Origin of the sequence: Campylobacter geochelonis (assembly GCF_013201685.1) — a bacterium.
Classification (GTDB): Bacteria; Campylobacterota; Campylobacteria; order Campylobacterales; family Campylobacteraceae; genus Campylobacter_B; species Campylobacter_B geochelonis.
In genome coordinates this window covers 1,089,769-1,108,326 of sequence record NZ_CP053844.1, presented here as the reverse complement: position 1 = coordinate 1,108,326, position 18,558 = coordinate 1,089,769, and the positions used below count along the sequence as shown (strand labels likewise).

Genomic DNA, 18,558 nt, shown 5'->3' with positions numbered 1-18,558 from the left:
ATGATAGAAGCTAAAAATATCACAACTGCTTTTGGAGATAGGATAATCCACGATAATGTTAGTTTTCATATAAATAATGCCGAAATTTACGGCTTTTTAGGCGGAAGTGGAAGCGGTAAAACTACACTTATGAAGACGTTGATTTATCTAAAAGAGCCAAAAAGTGGCGATATTTTTATGTTCGGGCAGAATTTGTGGAAGCTTAAAGAGAGTAAAAGAGAAGAGATAAAGCTACAAACTGGCGTTATGTTTCAGTTTGGCGCGCTTTACTCATCGATGAGCGTGCTTGATAATGTTGGCGTTTTGCTTCGCGAGTATAGCACTCTAAGTAAGAGTCAAATCGATGAAATAGCGATGTTTTGGATACAAAAAGTTGGTCTTGATAAAAAAGCAGCCACACTTTTTCCAAGCGAGTTAAGTGGTGGTATGAAAAAACGAGCCGCACTTGCTAGAGCGCTTGTTTTAAGCCCAAAAATTTTGTTTTTAGATGAGCCAAATAGCGGACTTGATCCAATCGGAGCTAGAAAGCTCGATGAGCTAGTGCTTGAACTAAGAGATAATTTAGGCATCACGGTTGCTATGGTAACTCATGATGTTGATAGTATCTTTAACATATTTGATAGATTTTTGATAATTGATAACAAAAAAATAGCTTTTGAAGGAAGCATAAAAGAGATAAAAGAGCTTAAAAATAATCCTTTAAAAGAGCTATTTCAGATGAGAAGGGGATAAATGGAAAATAAAAGCTCATATACGATAGTTGGAATTTTTGTCATTTTAGCTGTGGTGGGTGTGGTGTCGTTTTTTTGGTGGATTACTACAAAAACAGATCCAAATTTAAACTATTCAGCGTATTATATCCATACAAAAGAGCTTCCAAGTGGCTTAAAAGAGGGTTCGCAAGTTAAATACATCGGAGTTCCAGCAGGTATAGTTAAAAAGATAAGGTTTGAAAAAGATAGCGATTTTGGCACTATCGAGATAGAGCTAAAACTTCAATCAAATTTTCCTATCAAAAAAGACAGTTTAGCAAGAGTTGAAATTCAAGGACTTAGCGGAATAGCAAATTTAAATATCACAAAAGGTGTCGGCGAGGGTTTTAAAGATGGCGAAAAGCCCATTTTAAAGCTTGATTTTGGGCTATTTAGCAAGGCAGAAAATATAGGAGAGAAGATAACAGTATCGCTTGAGAAGCTAAATTTACTCTTTTCTGATGAAAATTTAGCAAATTTATCTCAAACTTTAGAATCAATCAATTCAATAACCAAAAAACTAGATGATAACGAAAGCTCTACAAAAATAAGCTCGATTTTAGCCTCAACTGATAGCATTTTAAAAGAATTTGATCAAAACAAAACGCAAATAGCGTCAAATTTAGACAAACTTATAAAAAATAGCGATAAATTTATCCTATCATGGACGATGACTTCAGCTACGCTAAATAGGACTTTAAAGCTAGTAAATAGCGACATGGAAAAAGGAAATTATAACCTAAAAGATATGATAAACCCAACGCTTCATGAAGCAACGCTTTCACTAATCGAGCTTAAAAAAGTTTTAAGAGAGTTTCAATCATCCCTATTTAGGCTTGAAGATAACCCATATGACTTCTTTTTTAGAGATACTACACAAAAGGAAAAAAGATGAAAAAATTTCTACTTTTACCGCTTTTTGCAGCCTTGTTTGCGGGCTGTCTAGCCAAAAAAGCGCAGCCTTATCAATACTATGAGATAACTTATAAAGGCAAAATTTGCGAACACAAGATAGAAAATCCAAAAAGCATTTATGTTTCAAACATACAAGCGCTAAATTTAGCCGATAGCAGAGATATTTTAATCGTTGATTTTAAAAACAACATAAGATATCTACAAGGGGTTAAATTTGTAACCTTGCCAAGCGAGATGGTTTATAAAGCAATCGTTAGCGCAGTGGCTTCTCAGTGCGAGTTTAGGCAGTCTTTTACACCTAAAAAAGGCGACTTTACGCTAAGAACCGAGATGATATCTTTGCAAGTAAATGGCGATCAAGCTGAGATGATTTTAGGATATGATTTACTAAAAGATGATGTTTCGACAAAATCAGGCATTATAAAAAACCATATCTTTGTGCCAGATCCAAGCGCGCAAACTATTTTAAAATATATGGATATTTCGGTAAATCAAACGGTTGATAAACTTATAAGCGAGCTTAAATGATAGCAGCAGTTGAGGGAGTTATAACTAAAAAAGAGCCTGGATTTGCCGTGCTAAAAACCGTAGGTGGAGTAAGTTATGGCATTATCATATCACTAAATACGAGTGCAAATTTAACCAAAGGCGAAAAAGTAGAGCTAATTACAACTCCAGTTATAAGAGAGGATGCGAATCTACTCTATGGCTTTTTAGATGTAAAAGAGCAAAAGATGTTTGAAGTGCTTATAAAAGTTAGCGGGATTGGGCCAAGTACTGCTATGGCGGTTTGTTCAAGCTTATCGGCTACTAGCTTTACAAACGCGGTAATAAATGGCGATGTGGCGACTTTAACAACTGTTCCAGGCATCGGTCCAAAGACAGCTAGAAAAATGTTAGCAGAGTTAAGCGATGCAAAACTGATAAGCGAAGAGGGTGTTGAGAGTTATAAAAACGAAAGTGCTTTAGCACTTGAAAGTCTTGGGTTTAAAAGAGATAAAATTTTAAAAGTACTATCAACTTGTAGTTCGACAAATACGAGTGATTTGATAAAAGAAGCTTTAAAAAAGCTAGCATAAGGAGAGAATGTGCAACTAGGTGTAATTTTTGGTGGTCAAAGCTATGAACATGAGATTAGTATAGTTTCAGCTATCACGTTAAAAGGGCAGTTAAGACAAAATTTGGTCTTTGTTTTTTGTGATAAGGATAGAAACTTTTATCAAATCGATGAAAAAAATATGAAAGCAGTATATTTTAGCTCTGGCGAGTATAAAAAATCAAAGCAGTTAAATCTAAAAAATGGCGGATTTTACGCCGAGGGGATGTTTTCAAAAACTGTTATAAAAGTTGATGTTTTTATAAATTTAATTCATGGATGTGATGGAGAAGATGGTAAAATCTCAGCTCTTTTTGACTTTTTTGAAGTCGCATACATAGGCCCACGAATCGAAGCTTCGGTTATGAGTTATAACAAAGAGCTAACTAAATTCTTATGCGCTCAAGCCGGAGTTAAAACTCTTGATTATGAAGTTTTAAAAAGGGGTAAAAAGCTAAATTTAGCCTTACCAGTTATCTTAAAACCGCTCAGGCTTGGAAGCAGCATCGGTATAAGCATAGTAAAAAAAGATAGTGAGCTAGAGTATGGTTTGGATAATGCTTATGAGTATGATGATGTGATTTTAGCTGAACCATTTATAGAAAATGTAAAAGAGTATAACCTAGCAGGATGTAAAGTAGGTGAAGAGTTTATCTACTCGATAGTAGAAGAGCCAAAAAAAGATAAGATTTTAGACTTTGAGCAAAAGTATATGAGCTTTTCTGGAAATTCCACTGTAAATGAGGCAAATTTAGACCAAAATTTAAAAACAAGGCTAAAAGAGGCGTTTGCTAAGATTTATTCTTGTGGGTTTGATGGAGCTGTTATAAGGTGTGATTTTTTCGTGCATGATAATGAAATTTATCTAAATGAGATAAATCCAAACCCAGGAAGCCTAGCTTACTACCTTTTTAACGGTTTTGAGGATATGATAAATTTACTAGCTAAAAACTTGCCAAATAGAGTAAGAATTCCAGTTAGCTACAAATATATTCAGTCAATCTCTGCACATAAGTAGAATTTAACGAAAAGTATGATAAATTTTGCGTAAAATTTTACATAAAAGAGTTTAAATGGCTAGTTTTAAACAAGATGAGATATATACTGCAACCGAAGTTGTTAGAAATTTTAGCGCCGTGCTAAGTAAAGTTAGCAGTGAAGAGCTAAAAAAAGCTGTGATAGTTAAAAATAATAAATTTGAAGCAGTTTTGCTTAGTATGAAAGAGTATGAGCGCCTTGAAAAAGCAGTCGAACTACTAAACATCGTTTATGCGCAAAAAAGGCAAAAAGATGGCAACTAAAGAGATAAAATATCAAGGAAAAATTTATAAGATTAGTTATGATGTAAAGAATAATGAAGCAAAAGAGTATATATTAGTCTTGCATGGTTGGGGTGCGAACAAAGAGATAATGCTTAAAGCTTTTGGAAATAACTTTAAAAAAATAAAGCAAATTTATATAGATTTGCCAGGTTTTGGCTCCAGTTCTATACATGGCGCACTTAACACAAAAGATTATACAAAAATCACCGCTGAGTTTATCAAAGCCATCGGTAGCGATCCGCTTATCATCATGGGACATAGCTATGGAGGCAAGGTTGCAACTCTTTTAAAACCACGAAATTTAGTCCTTTTAAGCACGGCTGGCATAGTTGAGCCAAAGCCGCTTATGGTGCGATTTAAAATCGTGATTTATAAAATTTTAAAACTATTTGGGCTTGGCAAATTCTACTCACTTTTTGCCTCAAAAGATGTATCTGGTATGAGTAGAGTGATGTATGAAACTTTAAAAAATGTTGTAAATGAGGACTTTAGAGATATATTTAAAAGCAGTAAAAGCAACGCGCTGATATTTTGGGGCGAAGATGATACGGCAACTAAACTAAAAAGTGGAGAACTTATACATAAACTTATAGATAAAAGCGAGTTTTATCCTTTAAAAGGAGATCACTTTTTCTTCTTGCTTCATGCTAAATTTATCGCTTCAACCATAGAAGAGAAGCTTTTAAGCGAAGAATGTAAGCGCGATGAGAAAAAGCAATGTTTAGATGAAATTTGCGCTATCGGAGATGTTTGCGAAAGAGAGCATAGCTTTAAAGATGAAAAAATAGCACAAGATGATATGCTAAAAGTGCAAGTGCAAGATATAAAAGAAAATGATATAAAAGATTTAGCTAAATCGCTTGATGAATCGATATCAAAAGCCTTAGATGAAGCAGAAATGCCAGTTAGCCATAGTCAAAAATATAAAAATTTAGATGAAGTTTGCGTTGTGGGCGAGGTTTATGAAAAAGAGCATACTTTAGATGAAAAAGCAAAAGATGGCTTTGAAAATAAAGATTTTAGCGATGAAATAGCAAATTTATCGCAAGAAAAAAGCCAAAATTTAGCTAGTGCTGATATAAAAGATAAATTTGATGAGATTAAAGCGCAAGTTGGTGTAAAAAATAATGAGCTTAAACAAGATAGCAAAGAGTGCTTAAGTCAAATAAATGATGAAGAAAATTTAGCCAAAGAAGCTAGAAATTTAGCGCAAGATAAAGTTTTTGAGCTTGAAATTCCGAAGTTACTTGATATAAAAGATGAATTTAATGATATAAAAAATTTAGAAGAAAATGCAGATTTGGCACAAGATAAAAATTTGGAAAATGAGTCAAAAGAGTCAAATTTAAATGAAAAAAATAGCAAAAAAAGCGAGAAAAAGGCAAGAAAATTTAGCGAAATTTATAAAATGAGAGTTAAAAAAGCCACGCAAAAAGACAAAAACATTGGAGAAAAATAATGCAAATTTTCATACTTATATCACATATTTTGTTTTTACTGGCACTTGGATTTTACCTTATCACGGCGCTTCAGTGGTTTTCGTATAAATTCCAACGCATTGTTTTTCACTTTACAAAGCCACTTTGGCATCTTTGGTTTTTGATTTTACCGATTGTTTTATACTTTGGGATTTCAACTTTTTCTAGCTTTGGCTTTTTTATATTTTTTTATGTAATTTATCTACCAGCGCTATTTTTATGGCATAAAAAGCTTGATAAAAAGCTGGTTTTTACTTCTAGGGTTAAGAGATTTTTTGTCATATTTTTGTTTGCGGCTATTTTTATAGATATTTTAATGATACAAAAAGCGCAAATTCTGCCTATATTTTTACCACTTTTTCTAGCATTTATCATAAGTTTTGGCTATGAAAAGTATCAAGCTATGCTTTTTAAAAAATCAGCACAAAAAAAGCTTGAAAACAACCCAAATTTAACAATTATCCAAATCACAGCAAGTTATGGAAAAACAAGCATTAAAAACTTCCTTTTTCAGGTTTTAAAAGATGATTTTATCTGCTATAAAACCCCACGCAGCGTAAATACGTTAAATGGACTTATAAAAGATATTAATGAAAATTTAGAGCCAAACACGCAAATTTACATAGCCGAAGCTGGAGCTAGGTTAGCTGGTGATATTGATGAGATAACGCAGTTTTTGCGCCCTCAAATCGTAGTCGTAGGCGAAATCGGCGCTCAACATATAGAGTATTTTAAAACCATAGAAAATATCCGCGCCACAAAGCTAGAAGCGCTTAACTCAACTCGCCTTAAAATGGCATTTTTACATAGTTCAACACAAAAAGAAAAAAGCAAAAATGTAGAAATTTACGACTTAAATTTAAGCAATGTTTGTGCTAGTTTAGAAGGCACAACTTTTGATATGAAATTTGATAAAATTTATAGCTTTAAAGCTCCTATTTTAGGGGATTTTAACGCTTGGAATTTAGCAGTTTGTGTCTGTGTGGCGAGATATCTTGAGCTTAGCTTTGAAAAGATTCAAAAGCAAATTTCAAAGATTAAAAGTGTCGAACATCGCTTAGAAAAAATAGAAGCCGGTGGAAAACTCATCATCGATGATAGTTTTAATGGAAACTTTTCTGGTATGAGCAAAAGCTATGAGCTAGCTCGCAGTTATCAAGGCAGAAAGGTCATCATCACCCCAGGAATCGTTGAAAGCACGCAAGAAGAGAATGAAAAACTAGCTAAAATCATCAATGATATTTTTGACTTAGTCATGGTAACAAGCGACTTAAATGCGGCAACTTTTGAAAAAATTATCGATAAAAACAAGCTTATCATGATAAAAGATAAGTCAAAAATGACTGAAATTTTGGCAAAAGAGACAAAAGTAGGGGACTTGGTACTTTTTTCAAACGACGCGCCAAATTTTATATAAATTTGTGCTTATTTGCTTTTGGTAAGTGTTTTTACTATTTTTAATGAAAAATATGCCTTTTGCACTGCTTTTTAGTATATTTTTATTTTACTATAAAAGCAGTGTTGAAAGTATAAACACCGATTGTTGATTTTAGCTGGTAAAAACTAAGTTTAAGTTTTAAAATATGTCGATACTGTGAGATAAATAGCAATATTGCGATGTTTGAGGTTTGACTTATATCGTTGTTAAAGCAAAAGTGGCACTTAGTTTTAGTTAGAAAAAATACAAAAATATAGCTATATAAAACGAGTTTGCACTCAAGAGCTTTAAAGTGGTAGATTTATATAAGTTAAACTTAGCCAAAACACTAAATAGATATAATCAAACTTTTGATAAATTAAATTTATAACTTTTAAATATTATTATCTGTTTAAATTTAGCTTTATTTAATTTTAAGCTTGGAAATTATTATTTAAAATTAATCTAAACGGTATTTTAAGAATTATTTCTAAGTCTTTATGAAAATATTAAAAGCCGTATAGGCTAAATTTCAAAATAACTTTATGCTATTAACTCGCATTTTAGTTCATAAATTTGTTTGCTAGTCAAACTTTTAATGACGATAAATTTTACTATAAAAGTAGACTCAAAATTTGCCTAGTTGCATATATTTTTAAATCTGTTGCTTCTATGCTTTAAGCTATCTTTCTTATATAAAAAATTCGCAAAACCTTTAAAACAATTTATTTAAATAAATATTTTCTAGCTTATAACAAGCCGATATAACAAGATAAACTTTGTGACATTTTAAATTTATAAGGCAAAATTTATAAAGCCTATCAACTTGTGATATTTTTTTTGTTTGTGGAGTTTTATTGACATTTTGACTTTGACTGTGAGCTAACGGTAGAAATATTGCGAAAAACAAAAATTACTCTTTAAATTTTTATTATCCAGCTAAAACTTTAGTCTTGTCTTAGAAAAATGTAAAAATATCGCGTTTAAACACCTAAACTTTAAAAATTTAAGCAGTTTTTAACAACCTAAATTTTACAAAAGTGTCCTAAATAAAATTTGTATGACAAAGTTATAATCAAGATGAAAACTCAAATTTAAAACTACTACGAATTTTAAGTTTCTGTCATCAACCAAGAAACTAAAAGCACATTAAAATAGAGCTAAATTTAGCGTCTATAAAGCACTCTTATAACGCCAAGGACAAAAAGCACAGAGGCTAAAATCTTGTTATCATCATTTAAAAGCAGGGCAAAAAACGAAGCGAAAATCAAAACCAAACCAAAGATTATCGCGCCGATTTGCTCATCAAGTATTTTTTTAAAGTAGCTTAGCTGAAGCTTAGAAAGTTCAACTTCAAGTTCACCAAAACTTGCTTTATAAAAAGTATCTTTTATGGCGTGTATATGCTCAGGTAGCGCACTTATCTCATCAACAAAAGTCTCTACTAATGTATCTTTTACTCCAACGGCGCGCGGAATATTTTTAACTAAAATCGGCAGTATATCCTTAACGCCATTAAAATTTTCTATATAAGCAGTGCCAAGTCCTTCGATTATAGCACTTACTCGCAAGATATAGATGGCTTCTTGTGGGAGCTTAAAAGGAAATTTATGTGTGCTTTGCATAACTTCGTTTGCTAGTTCTTGCATAGTTGTGCTACTTAATGACTCGTTTGAAAAAATCTCAAAAATTCTCTCAACAAACTCAGCTAAAAGTGTATTTGGCGTTTCATAAGCACTGATTCCAAGACGTTTGCAAGCTGTTATATACTTGATATAATCTTGCTCGTTTGCAGCCTTTAAAAGTGCAATGATAGCAAGCCTAGTATCATTTGGTACGAATTTAACCATACCAAAATCAAGCAAAATGATTTGTGAGTTTTTATCTATCAGTACATTTCCAGGGTGCGGATCTGCGTGAAAGTATCCTTTTATAAGCATTTGCTCGACATAAAAAAGCACCAAATCATTTATAACTTTTTTAATATCAATATTATGAGCTTTTATCGCATTTTTATCATCAAACCTAAAACCATCTTCATAGCTCATCACAAGCATATCATCATCGCTTAGCTCTTTATAAGGGCGTGGAAATTTTATATTTTGCCCAGCATAAATTTTAGAAAATTTCTCTAAATTTACAAGCTCTTGTCTCATACTGACTTCTTGAAGTATCGTTGCTGAAAACTCGCTTATAACGGCTTCAACGGAGTGCTTTGTGTAGTGAGAAAAAAGTGGGCGAAAGAGAATGTTGAAAAATGAGATAATTTTTATATCCGCTTTAACTTGCTCTTTTATGGCGTATTTTCTAAGCTTAACCGCAACTTTTGTGCCATCATCTAAAAATGCCTCATGAACTTGCCCGATAGAAGCGCAAGCGATTGGATATGGGTTAAATTTAGCAAATTTACTTCCATCATAGACTAAATTTAGTTCACTTTCGCTCATCGGCGGCAAGCTATCATGAACTTTTTTAAGCTCATTTAGATATTTTGGTGAGAAAAAATCGCTTCTTGTGGCTAAAATTTGAGCTAGTTTTATAAAACTAGCCCCAAGCGAACTTATATATAAAGAAAGCCCATCTGCTTTAACCGGTTTGATAAAAAACAGCGACTTTCTTTTTTTGATAAGCAAGAAAAACGTTAAAAGTAGATGAAAAATCCTGTAAATCCTTATGGGATTATAGTTTTTCATCTATCTTTTTCTCTAAATTTTTTATATCATCTTTTGTAGCAAGCCCTAACTCGCCAATGACATCTTTTAAAGCCTTTGTCATAAGTTCATAGTGTCTGTTATGCTCTTCTTCGCCCTTGTCATAGAGGTTTTTTAAAAAAGCCTTGCTATCATCTTTGCTAAGTTTGCCTTTTTCTTCTAAGGCTTTTAGCTCCTTTTCAACTCTTTCTTTAACTTCCATAAATCCACCAAGTCCGATATAAAGCATATCTTTTAACATAACTTACTCCTTATTTTGATATCAACCTTTGTGTTTCTATCGCTATGGCTAACTCTTCGTTTGTTGGTATGATTAGAGTTTTGATTTTAGCATCTTTCGTGCTGATATCTCTGATATCTTTTTCGCGTTTGTTGTTTAACTCTAAATCTATACTAATACCCATATGCTCTAGTTTTTTACAGACTGCTTCTCTTAAATTTGCCGCATTTTCACCGATTCCTGCTGTAAATATAATCGCATCAACCCTACCTAAAACAGCGTAGTATTCGCCTATGGTTTTTATAATGCGATAAACAAGCATATCAAAAGCAAGTTTTGCTAACTTATCACCATCTTCCATCATCTGCGTAACTTTTCTTAAATCGCTTGTTCCACTTATCCCTAAAAGTCCGCTTTTTTTATTCATTATAGTATCCATTTGCTGAGCGTCAAATCCAGCTACTCTTTCCATATATGGGATAATCGCAGGATCGATTGAACCACATCTTGTTCCCATGATAAGCCCCTCAAGTGGCGTTAATCCCATAGAGGTATCATAGCACTTCCCATCTTTTACCGCTGTAACGCTTGAGCCGTTTCCAAGATGAAGTGTGATGCAGTTAAATTTATCATTATCTATGCCTAAAAACTTAGCTCCAGCATTTGCTACATAACCATGAGATGTGCCGTGCGCTCCATATCTTCTAACCTTATACTCAGTATAAAACTCATATGGCAAAGCATACATATAAACATGCTCTGGCATAGTCTGATGAAATACAGTATCAAAAACAGCCACATTTGGCAAGTCTGGTTTATGCTCTAAAGATGAGAGAATTCCAGCTAAATTTGCAGGGTTGTGAAGTGGAGCAAGCGGGCAAAGCTCTCTTATCTTTTCGATAACATCATCATCAACTAAAACTGCCTTATCAAAATAATCCGCCCCTTGAACTATCCTATGTCCTACGCCATCGATTTCATCAAGGCTGTTTAAAACTTCAGTCTCTTTTAAAAGATAGTTTACTACATCGATTCCTTCGTTGTGATTTTGTATACTTTGATCATTTAACTCTAGTTTTCTATCGTTTTTTGTAACAAAAATTTCAGCTCTTGAGTTAGCAGTGCCAATCTCTTCAACCAAACCACTTGCTATACACTCGTTGTTTGTCATGTTAAAAAATTTAAATTTTATCGAGCTACTTCCCGAGTTTAATACTAAAATTTTCATTGATTTTCTCCTGCTTGGATTGCGCTTACTAGGATTGTATTTATAACGTCTTCGACTAAACAACCTCTACTTAAGTCGTTAATCGGCTTTTTAAGTCCTTGAAGAAGTGGACCCATAGCAACAGCTCCAGCAGTTCTTTGAACGGCTTTATAACATATATTTCCGCAGTTTAAATCAGGGAAGATAAATACATTCGCATTTCCAGCTACATTTGAGTTTGGCATTTTTTTAGCTGCTACTACTTTATCGATTGCAGCGTCAAACTGCATAGGACCATCGACTAAATCCCCGCTAAGCTCTTTTGCAAATTTAGTTGCTTCAACCATAAAGTCCACATCTTTACCGCTTCCACTTCCTGCTGTTGAGTAACTTAGCATCGCAACTCTTGGACTAATTCCAAAAGCTTTAGCTGTATCAATGCTGCTTTTTGCTATGCCACCAAGTTGCTCAGCTGTTGGGTTTGGTGTGATAGCACAATCAGCAAAAACAACAACTTCGCTATCTAAACACATAAAAAACGCACCACTTACGCAGCTAACTCCAGGTTTTGTTTTTACTATCTGAAGTGCTGGACGAACAGTATCAGCTGAAGTCCCATCAGCTCCACTTACCATAGCATCTGCTTTTCCGCTATAAACTAGCATGGTTCCAAAGTAGTTTCTATCTTTTACGATCTCTTTAGCTTTAAAAAGCTCCACGCCTTTGCTCTTTCTAAGCTCATAAAATGTATTTGCAAACTCATCAAGATATTCGTTATCTTCTGGGTTTATGATAGTTGCTTTTTTAAGATCTAAACCAAGCTCATTTGCTTTTTTATCTATCTCATCGCTTTTGCCTAAAATTATCAAATTTACAGCACCACTTCTAAGTATCACATCGCTTGCTTTTAAAATTCTATCATCATTTCCCTCTGGCATAACGACTGTTTTTAAATTCGCCCTTGCTTTTTCATAAAGCATTGCCTCAAAAGCAAGCGGGGTCGTGATGTTACACTTACAGCTAGATAGCTCTTGCGTAAAGATTTCTGGGCTTACTTTTATCTCATCAAACGAACATGTTTTGTTACTATTTGTAAACGAGAAGCTGTTATTTACCATAAAGCCAAAGCTCTCAACATTTGATTTGGCGCATTTAAAAGTGTAAAATTTACTCTCTAAATCATCGCTATAGTCCGCAACAAGAGGGGAATTTAAATCTTTTGCAAGCTGACAGTTAAAGTCAAATTTATCCAAATAAAGTATTTTAACACCTATGACTAAAACAAAATCGTTATCTCTTAAAAGTTCTTGATATCTTTTTATAACCACTTTTTTAAGCTCATCAACTCTTTTGTTTAGTATATGAGATATAAGTTCATCTCTGCTAAAGCAGGAGTTAAAGTCGGCGAATTCTCTCGCTACTGGTGAAAAAATGGCTAGTTTTTTGTATTTTTTGCCAAGAGTTTCTTTTAGAAAACCAAGGCTTTTTATGGCAGATTCGTCGCTTGCCATAGGTAGAAAATAGAGGCTTTTTGTTATCACAATTTCTCCTTATGTGTTTGAAATTTCCATAATTCTATCATAACTTCTAAAAAGGAAAATAAAATTTTTATATTAAAGTGCATCATGAAGAAACTATAATGGTTTGTTTTTTACTTTTGTATATAAATATCTTTAAATTTAGGCGATAATAGGGCTATTTGAGCGTTTTTATACTTTTTAGTATAAGTTAAAAAATTTAAAATATCTTTTATAAATTTTGTTTCATTGCTAAAATTAAGAGCTATGTTTTATAAAAAATTTAGTCAATTTTTAGTAATTTTGCAAATTTTTTTAAATCATATCTAATACAAAAAGTAATATCTTTTTTTATATGTAACTAAAAGTAACGTAGTTTGGACTTTTAAAATCTTTTTCTAAAATAAATTTAAAGCAAATTGCAAATTTAGTATCAAACTCTTTTTAAATTTACTATTATTAATGTTTTAAACTATAAAAGTTTTTGTGGTTAAATTTAGAAAATCCGCAGGATAAATTTAGCTATTTTTGCATTTTAGAGCTAAATTTATAAATAGGTGCTAGAATTTAGAAAAATTTAAAAGGTATCACATGAAAAAGTTTGCGCTACTAACTATATTTATATCAAGTTTTTTGTTTGCTCAAATCAATATAAACGAAGCTTCAAGATACGAGTTAATGACGCTTGGAAAGCTTGATGCTGGAAGAAGCGATGCTTTGATAACTTATAGAAAAAATCGTCAAATAACTTCAAGTAAAGACTTAGAAGCGATAATGGGTTTTAGCGGTTTTAACTCATCAAATTTAGAAAATGCTTTTGAGTTTAAAGCGCTTCCTAGCCCGCCAAGAGAGCCTGAGAATAAAAAAGCAGATAAAAAAGAGATTGTAATCATAAAAGAAAAAGAGACTAGAAGAGTTATGCCAAATTTTGGTTATCACGAAAAGACTCAGAAATTTGGCGATATTGAGATAAGTGAAAAAAACTACTATCCGATAAATCAAACGCATAGAAAGCGTAAATTTCAAGAAGATTATCAATACTTTAACCACCAAAAAGCACCAGCATATCAAGAAGATAGAGATTTTGGCTCAAATATAAAGGTAAATGGACAAATTCGCTTTAGATATCAAAAAGATATGTAACAAATTTACACATTTAGTTAATAAAACTATAAAAAAGCTTTGAATATTATAAATGTATCATATTTCTTTTATCAAAATTGAGATATAATATTGGAATTTATTTAAAAAAGGTGTCAAAATGGCTAAACTAAACGGCTCACAGATGATTATGGAAGCACTTCACGCCGAGGGCGTTGATGTTGTTTTTGGCTATCCTGGCGGAGCAGCTTTAAATATCTTTGATGAAACTTATAAACAAAAGTATTTTAAAGTAGTTCTAACTCGTCACGAACAAGCAGCAGCACACGCAGCTGATGGATACGCACGAGTGAGTGGAAAAGTCGGAGTTGCGATTGTAACTAGTGGACCGGGGTTTACAAACACAGTAACAGGCTTGGCAACTGCTTATATGGACTCGATTCCTATGGTTTTGATAAGTGGGCAGGTTGCAAACTCGCTGATTGGAACTGACGCTTTTCAAGAAATCGATGCTGTTGGAATCTCTCGTCCCTGTGTTAAGCACAACTTTTTAGTAAAAACCATAGAAGAGTTACCTCGCGTTTTAAAAGAGGCATTTTACATCGCAAGTAGTGGGCGACCTGGACCAGTTCACGTAGATATACCAAAAGACATCTCTGCAGCCATTGCGGAGTTTGACTATCCAGATGAGATAAAGATGAAAACCTATAAACCTACATATAAGGGCAACGCAAAGCAGATAAAAAAGATAGCCGAACTAATAGCTGAGTCTAAAAAGCCGATTTTATACATCGGTGGTGGCGTTGTTAGCTCAAATGCAAGCGAGCTAGTTCGAGAGTTTGTAAAAATAACACAAATTCCTACAGTTGAAACCCTAATGGCACTTGGCGTGTTAAGACATGATGATGAAAACAACCTAAATATGCTTGGAATGCACGGTAAATACGCCGCAAATATGGCGATGAGCGAGACAGACTTGATAATATGCATGGGTGCAAGGTTCGATGATAGGGTTACTGGCAAGTTAAGTGAATTTGGCAAACATGCTAAAATCATACACATCGATATAGATCCAAGTTCGATTTCAAAAATCGTAGACGCGCACTATCCAGTAGTTGGCGATGTAAAAAGTGTTTTAGAAGACTTGTTGCCACGAGTTGGGGAGTTAGTCGATGCTAAAAATTATAGCGAATGGCGAAAAACTATAAAAAGATATGATGAAATTCATCCACTAACTTTTCAAGATAGCGATGAAATTTTAAAACCACAATGGGTCATAGAAGAGACTGCGAAAATCGTAGATGATGAAGACGCTATCGTAGTTACCGATGTCGGACAGCACCAAATGTGGGTAGCTCAATACTATCCATTTAAAAATCCTCGCACATTTTTAACAAGTGGCGGACTAGGAACTATGGGATATGGACTTCCAGCAGCTTTAGGAGCTAAATTTGCTGCCAAAGATAAGCCTGTTATCAACTTTAACGGCGATGGCGGTGTTTTAATGAACATCCAAGAGCTTCAAACTATCGTAGAATACGGCGTTCCTGTTGTAAATATCATCTTAAACAACCAATTTTTAGGTATGGTTCGTCAGTGGCAAACATTGTTTTATGAAGAGCGTTACGCATCGACTGATTTGACTAAACAGCCTGATTTTGTAAAACTAACACAGAGTTTTGGTGGAGTTGGATTTGTTGTAAAAACTAAAGATGAGTTTAGAAAAGCTCTAAAAGAGGCGCTAAAAGTAAAAACCGTAAGCTTTATCGATGTCAGAATAGATAGGTTTGAAAATGTTGTTCCGATGGTTCCAGCAGGCGCTGCACTTTATAATATGATACTTAAGTAAGGTTTAAGATATGAGCAAGATTAGAAGATTGATTTCAGTTGTTGTTTTAAACGAACACGGCGTTTTATCGAGAATTTCAGGACTTTTTTCAGGTAGGGGATATAACATCGACAGCCTTACAGTCGCACCCATACCAGATACTGAGTTTTCAAGGCTAAGTATCGTAACAAGTGGCGATGGCAAGGTGCTAGAACAGATTGTCAAACAGTTACATAAGCTTATACCTATTTATAAAGTTATCGAAAACGGCGACTTTGTCGAAAAGGAGATGGCTTTGGTGAAAATTTCGTTATCAGAGAATTTATCAGGTCTTGATGCGGTTTTAAAATCATACAATGGAAGCGTTGCAAACAGCGATGATAAAAATCTCATAATAATGGCGTGCGATGACTCCATAAGAATCGATAGTTTTATAAAAACTATGAAAAAATATAATCCCATAGATATCGTTAGAAGCGGTTCTGTAATGTTGGAAATGTAATGAAACTAAGTGAAATTGCTAAAATATTAGATGTTAAATTTGATGGAAAAGATGTTGAGATAGTTGCTCTAAACTCACTTAAAGCGGCAAGTAGTTTGGAGCTAAGTTATTGCGATGGTGCAAAACATGCAAATTTGCTAAAAGAGAGCAAAGCCGGAGTTATCATAGTGACTAAAGATGTACAAAATTTAGCACCAAAAGATAGTCAAATTTTAGTTCATGAAAACCCACATCTTGCGTTTGCTATTTTAAGTCAGAAATTTGCTAAAAAGCTTATTGACGAGGATTTAGCTTTTCCATCGGTTGATGCTTTGGCTACTGTGATGTCTCATGCGTATGTTGGGCTAGGCTCAGTTGTCGCTAAAAATACAATTGTAATGGCTGGAGCTTTTATAGGAGAAAATGTAAAAGTCGGTGAAAACTGTATAATATATCCAAATGCTGTTATTTACAATGATACCATCATAGGCGATAGGTGCATCATACATGCAAATGCAGTCATAGGAAGTGATGGTTTTGGCTTTGCTCATACGAAAACTGGCGAACATGTAAAAATTTATCACAATGGTAATGTTGTGCTAGAAGATGATGTGGAAATCGGCGCTTGCTCAACGGTAGATAGAGGAGTGTTTGGCTCTACGATTATCAAAAAAGGCACAAAGATAGATAATCTGGTTCAAATAGGACACAACTGTGAGCTTGGTGAAAACTGCTTGATAGTTTCACAAACCGGGATTGCAGGTTCAAGTACGCTTGGTAGAAATGTAGTTATGGGCGGACAAAGCGGAACTACAGGCCACTTAAAAGTAGGGGACTTCGCTCAAGTAGCAGCAAGAGGTGGAGTTACTAAAAATATCGCAGGTGGCAAAGCTTATGGCGGTCGCCCAGCGGTTGAACTAAAACAGTGGCTAAAAACTCAAGCAAAAATCGAAAGATTTTTTAGGGATAAGTAAAAAATACCCCTTAACTGAAACTTTATAACTTAGATTAATCAAAATAACAAATAGTTCCTATTTGAAATAATAGTAGGAACTATTATGTTGCTAAATTTATCACCCTTAATCGCACCTTTAGATTAGTATGAGTATATCATTTGATAATGCTGTTAATTAATAATAAAATAAAGCTTTTAGAAATAGAAGTCGATATACACAATAAATAGTATTACAAATGAGTTTTAAATCACTTTTTTTAGCTTATATTGATACTATTTTTTAAAATGGGAAAGAAATTAAAGCCGATAATTTTAAACATATCTATACTCAAATTATATCTATATTACTTTTTTAATTATAAATTATATTATAATATATTTTATAATAGGCTATAAAAATCATCTTGCCATAGTTTTTCTTTCTGCTTTACTTGGTAAAGCTCTTTTGGTTTATATTCTTGAAAAGTATAATTGTGATTTTGATGAGTGTGGGCATTATTTGCTTGTAAGAATTCTAGTATATGTAAATTTAGCCATAATTTCTTTCATTTATGCTTTCTGATATAGATAAGGAAAACCAAATAATGCTGATATAAATTTAACTCTACCATTTGACTATAAACAAAAAAAGAAATAGATAGATTTGTGATATAAATTTAATAAAATCAGAAAAAGAAACCAAATCAGATGATAAAAAGATAAGAGGTAAATTTAAAACCGATATAAATTTAAGCAAACCGGCTATCTATAACACAGAAAATAATTATATCGCCGGTAGGTTTATTTACAATCTAAATACTATTATTTATGGGACTGCGGGGATTGAAGTTATAAATAATATAGTAAATGATAGTATGCCTGCACAGACTGGATTTGGTATAATTGGTGTCGTGATAAAAAAATTTATATTTTCAGATGACAGTAATATAAAAAATGTGTTAGGAATACGAAATAAACCTTAAAATAGAGTCTATTTTTTAGGATGTATTTTTTGATTGAAGCAATCTGGGCTATATTTGGTGGTGAAATTTATATTAAATAACATGGATGGATTTTGCTTGATAAAGATAAAGCCTTGCTTTTGCTAGTTGCTGGTATGGTTTTTATATATTTTGAAATAAAATATAAATCAAAATATTCGAAATTTTATCGTTGTAAAAAATGCAAAAAAGTTTATAATTATGCTGATGTCAAAGATAACAATAAAATTTGTCCTAATTGTAAGGGAGAACTCCAAGACTACGCCGAATTTAAAAAAGAAGAATATAGAATTAGAAAAATACTATCAAATAGAAAAAGAATTTATTGATAAGATGGCTAAGGATAAAGACCAAAATGAAACATTCTTTGAAAGCAAAACAAAATCTAAAAAATCAACTAGATAATACACAAGCTATTAATAAGAAAAATAAATTGCGAGATAGAATAAACAAGCAGATACATTTAAAAACCATTTATATTTCAAATAAGCTCAAATTTACAAGCTATATATCTAGCGGTTTTAATACGCTACGTGATAAATTTATCCAAAAAGAGTCTAAATTCACATAAGTAAATT

General features: G+C 33.0%; 18 protein-coding genes. 14 read left to right on the top strand and 4 right to left on the bottom strand.

Translation table 11 applies throughout. The features are described 5' to 3' along the window. The 8 genes from CGEO_RS05140 to CGEO_RS05105 are packed head-to-tail and all read left to right on the top strand — an operon-like array spanning position 1 to position 6,980. A complete protein-coding gene (locus tag CGEO_RS05140; RefSeq protein ID WP_075540317.1) occupies positions 1-732 on the top strand; it encodes an ABC transporter ATP-binding protein in 732 nt (243 codons plus the stop codon). After that, positions 733-1,647: an MlaD family protein gene (locus CGEO_RS05135; RefSeq protein ID WP_075494621.1), complete on the top strand. Its 915-nt coding sequence runs from the start codon at positions 733-735 to the stop codon at positions 1,645-1,647. Further along, entirely contained in the window at positions 1,644-2,195 is a 552-nt protein-coding gene (locus CGEO_RS05130) for a hypothetical protein (RefSeq protein WP_075494622.1), read from the top strand. Before CGEO_RS05135 ends, CGEO_RS05130 begins: the two co-directional genes overlap by 4 nt. Further along, positions 2,192-2,746 (top strand): Holliday junction branch migration protein RuvA, encoded by a 555-nt coding sequence (gene ruvA, locus CGEO_RS05125; RefSeq protein ID WP_075494623.1) that lies wholly within the window; start codon positions 2,192-2,194, stop codon positions 2,744-2,746. The genes CGEO_RS05130 and ruvA overlap by 4 nt, the downstream gene beginning before the upstream one ends. Positions 2,747-2,755: 9 nt before the next feature. Continuing rightward, positions 2,756-3,781, top strand: coding sequence for a D-alanine--D-alanine ligase (locus CGEO_RS05120; RefSeq protein WP_075540316.1), 1,026 nt, complete (start codon positions 2,756-2,758; stop codon positions 3,779-3,781). A 55-nt stretch (positions 3,782-3,836) separates the two neighbouring features. After that, positions 3,837-4,064 (top strand): type II toxin-antitoxin system prevent-host-death family antitoxin, encoded by a 228-nt coding sequence (locus tag CGEO_RS05115; RefSeq protein WP_075494625.1) that lies wholly within the window; start codon positions 3,837-3,839, stop codon positions 4,062-4,064. After that, the gene (gene estV, locus CGEO_RS05110; RefSeq protein WP_082258986.1) at positions 4,054-5,544 is read left to right on the top strand and encodes an EstV family lipase; all 1,491 of its coding nucleotides are present in this window, start codon (positions 4,054-4,056) and stop codon (positions 5,542-5,544) included. The genes CGEO_RS05115 and estV overlap by 11 nt, the downstream gene beginning before the upstream one ends. Continuing rightward, the gene (locus CGEO_RS05105) at positions 5,544-6,980 is read left to right on the top strand and encodes a Mur ligase family protein (protein ID WP_075540315.1); all 1,437 of its coding nucleotides are present in this window, start codon (positions 5,544-5,546) and stop codon (positions 6,978-6,980) included. Before estV ends, CGEO_RS05105 begins: the two co-directional genes overlap by 1 nt. A 1,166-nt stretch (positions 6,981-8,146) precedes the next feature. Here the strand turns inward: CGEO_RS05105 and CGEO_RS05100 are convergent. The 4 genes from CGEO_RS05100 to pta are packed head-to-tail and all read right to left on the bottom strand — an operon-like array spanning position 8,147 to position 12,659. Next, positions 8,147-9,673, bottom strand: coding sequence for an ABC1 kinase family protein (locus tag CGEO_RS05100; protein WP_075494628.1), 1,527 nt, complete (start codon positions 9,671-9,673; stop codon positions 8,147-8,149). Further along, complete coding sequence (locus tag CGEO_RS05095; protein ID WP_075540314.1) at positions 9,660-9,932, bottom strand: phasin family protein; 273 nt, start codon at positions 9,930-9,932, stop codon at positions 9,660-9,662. Before CGEO_RS05095 ends, CGEO_RS05100 begins: the two co-directional genes overlap by 14 nt. A gap of 10 nt (positions 9,933-9,942) precedes the next feature. Beyond that, a complete protein-coding gene (locus CGEO_RS05090; RefSeq protein WP_075494630.1) occupies positions 9,943-11,139 on the bottom strand; it encodes an acetate kinase in 1,197 nt (398 codons plus the stop codon). Continuing rightward, entirely contained in the window at positions 11,136-12,659 is a 1,524-nt protein-coding gene (pta, locus tag CGEO_RS05085; RefSeq protein WP_422851325.1) for a phosphate acetyltransferase, read from the bottom strand. Before pta ends, CGEO_RS05090 begins: the two co-directional genes overlap by 4 nt. Positions 12,660-13,226: 567 nt before the next feature. On the opposite strand from pta, the gene CGEO_RS05080 reads away from it, so the two are divergent. The 6 genes from CGEO_RS05080 (at position 13,227) to CGEO_RS05055 (ending at position 18,551) form a co-directional block, all read left to right on the top strand. Continuing rightward, positions 13,227-13,778, top strand: a complete 552-nt coding sequence (locus CGEO_RS05080; protein WP_075494631.1) for a ComEA family DNA-binding protein — start codon at positions 13,227-13,229, stop codon at positions 13,776-13,778. A gap of 118 nt (positions 13,779-13,896) precedes the next feature. Further along, complete coding sequence (locus tag CGEO_RS05075) at positions 13,897-15,585, top strand: acetolactate synthase large subunit (protein WP_075540313.1); 1,689 nt, start codon at positions 13,897-13,899, stop codon at positions 15,583-15,585. Positions 15,586-15,604: 19 nt separating this feature from the next. Next, positions 15,605-16,066, top strand: a complete 462-nt coding sequence (ilvN, locus tag CGEO_RS05070; RefSeq protein ID WP_172658149.1) for an acetolactate synthase small subunit — start codon at positions 15,605-15,607, stop codon at positions 16,064-16,066. Further along, positions 16,066-17,019 (top strand): UDP-3-O-(3-hydroxymyristoyl)glucosamine N-acyltransferase, encoded by a 954-nt coding sequence (gene lpxD, locus CGEO_RS05065; RefSeq protein ID WP_075540312.1) that lies wholly within the window; start codon positions 16,066-16,068, stop codon positions 17,017-17,019. The genes ilvN and lpxD overlap by 1 nt, the downstream gene beginning before the upstream one ends. A gap of 1,035 nt (positions 17,020-18,054) precedes the next feature. Continuing rightward, on the top strand, positions 18,055-18,309 hold the full coding sequence (locus tag CGEO_RS05060; protein WP_075540311.1) for a hypothetical protein: 255 nt from the start codon (positions 18,055-18,057) through the stop codon (positions 18,307-18,309). 26 nt (positions 18,310-18,335) lie between these two features. Beyond that, a complete protein-coding gene (locus CGEO_RS05055) occupies positions 18,336-18,551 on the top strand; it encodes a hypothetical protein (protein ID WP_165590163.1) in 216 nt (71 codons plus the stop codon). The last annotated feature ends 7 nt before the right edge of the window (positions 18,552-18,558 follow it).